General features: G+C 50.5%; 1 protein-coding gene. It reads right to left on the bottom strand.

The window, feature by feature from the left end; all coding sequences use genetic code 11:
- Positions 1-2,274 (bottom strand): non-ribosomal peptide synthetase (locus A4R26_RS10825; protein WP_133054629.1); only part of this gene is annotated, 2,274 nt, incomplete at both ends.

Raw genomic sequence — 2,274 nt, 5'->3', positions numbered from 1 at the left:
CTTCCAGCGGAGTCGCCGCCGCCACATAGCCGGTGTTCAACCCGAGCGACTGCGACTGGCCCGGTGGTGGCAACCGTTTCTTATCTACTTTGCCATTCGACGATACCGGCAGTTCGTTCAACGTTATAAAATAAACCGGCACCATATAATCGGGTAAGCTCGCTTTTACATACAACCGCAGTTCCGTAGCAGTTACCAAACCCGATAACACTACATAACTTACCAGGTAATTAGTGCCATCTTCTGCTTGTGCAGTAATTACTACCGCAGCGCTTATCGAAGGGTGTTTCAGCAGCACATGTTCGATCTCTGCCAGTTCAACCCGGTAACCCCGGATCTTTACCTGTTCATCACTGCGGCCCAAAAATTCTATGCTGCCGTCTGCAAGGCGCCGGCCCACATCGCCGGTGGCATATAAACGTGCACCCGTCCTGAACGGATGCGCAATAAATTTTTCTGCGGTTAACTGAGGTTGCCCGCGGTAACCACGCGCTAGCCCTTCACCGCCTATATACAGGTCCCCGCTTATGCCCCCCGGAAGCAATTGAAGGTCTTTATTCAACAGGTATATTTCCGTATTGCCTATCGGCCAGCCCACACTCACGGCCTCTTCGTCACGACTAATGCGGCGGCAGGCCGACCAGATCGTGGTCTCCGTGGGGCCATACATATTCCATAACTCTTTTACTTTTTCCAGCAACCGGCCGGCCAATGCTTTACTTAATCTTTCACCGCCACTCAACGCTTTTATTTGCCGGTTGCCAGGCCAGCCCCCTTCCAGCAACATCTGCCACATCGATGGTGTGCATTGTAAAAGCGTGGCCCCGGTTTCCCTTATCCTGCGGCCCAGCAGCACGGCGTCCTGCACTTCTTCGCGCCGAAGCACGATCACCGTTGCCCCGCTTACCAACGGCAACAACAGTTCCGGCACCGAGATGTCGAAGGAATACGTTGTTACTGCCAGCAGCCGGTCAGCGGCACTGATGCCTGGTTGCTGCTGCATGCTTTTTAGAAAATTCACCACACTGTGATGCTCAATCTCTACGCCCTTCGGATTACCCGTTGAGCCCGACGTATACATTACATAGGCCAGGTCACCCGGATGATTGATCACCGGCAGGCTCGTGACGCTATAGCGAGATAGTTCCGATTGTATTATACACCGGTACCCTTTCTGTTCCAGAGCAGACCGGTATTTCTCTTCCGTTACGATCACCTTAACGCCACTGCGTTCGAGGATATAATCCCGGCGCGATGCGGGATGATCGGGATCTACAGGCACATAGGCGCCGCCTGATTTTACAATTCCCAATATGGCTGTCACCATCTGGTCCGAACGATCGGTCATCAGTCCCACGAGGTCATTACGGCCAACACCATATTGTTCGCGCAAACAATGACCCAGCCGGTTGCTTCGTTCATGCAATTCTGCATAACTTAACCGGTTACCCGCAAACTCAAGTGCCACACTTTCAGGTGACCGGTTCAACTGCCCTTCCAGCAGATCAACCAGCGTGCCGCTAACTTCATAGTCAACCTCCATATTATTATACCCCACCAGCTGTTCCCGCTCTTCCTGCTCACTTAACATTTGCAGGGCGCTTATGGGTTTGCCGGGAGCAGCAACAACCGCTGCTGTTAACCGGATATAATGTTCCAGTAATTTGCCGATGGTTTCCTGCCTGAACAATGCAGTGTTGTACTCCATCGCTATGCTTATTCCTTTTTCACCTTCTTTAAAAATGAGTGTACAATCGTATCTACTAACGAGGTGTTCCCTGTCGAATTTTTGAACCGTTAACTCTTCAAGTTCAGGTTGGTTATTCACCAAACCAGGAGTTTCCATTCCAACCACCACATCAAATAAGGGCGAACGGCTCATGTCGCGGGGCAGGGCCAGCTCGTCGATTAGCATATCGAAAGGATAAGCCTGGTGTGCATACCCGTTCAGTATAACCTGTTTGATCCTTTCCAACAGATCGGCGAAAGAGTCGTGGGAATTAACGGTGGTTCTCAGCGCCACCATATTTACAAAAAAGCCTACCTGGTTGTACAGGTCTGTATGATCACGTCCCGCTACGGGTGTGCCAATGATCAAATCGGTTTGGCCTGTATACCTACATAATAATATTTTGAAAATTGTCAGCAGTGACATGAAGAGGGTTGCGCTATGGCGACTGCTCAATTCCTGCAACTGCTTACCCAATAAAGGATCAATGTCAATTTCAATAAGATGTCCCCTGAAAGTTTGAATACCGGGCCGTTTAAAATCAG

The sequence above is a fragment of the Niastella populi genome (genome assembly GCF_002078015.1).
Classification (GTDB): Bacteria; Bacteroidota; Bacteroidia; order Chitinophagales; family Chitinophagaceae; genus Niastella; species Niastella populi.
The sequence above is the reverse complement of the archived record's forward strand: the minus strand, read 5'-3'. Positions and strand labels throughout refer to the sequence as shown.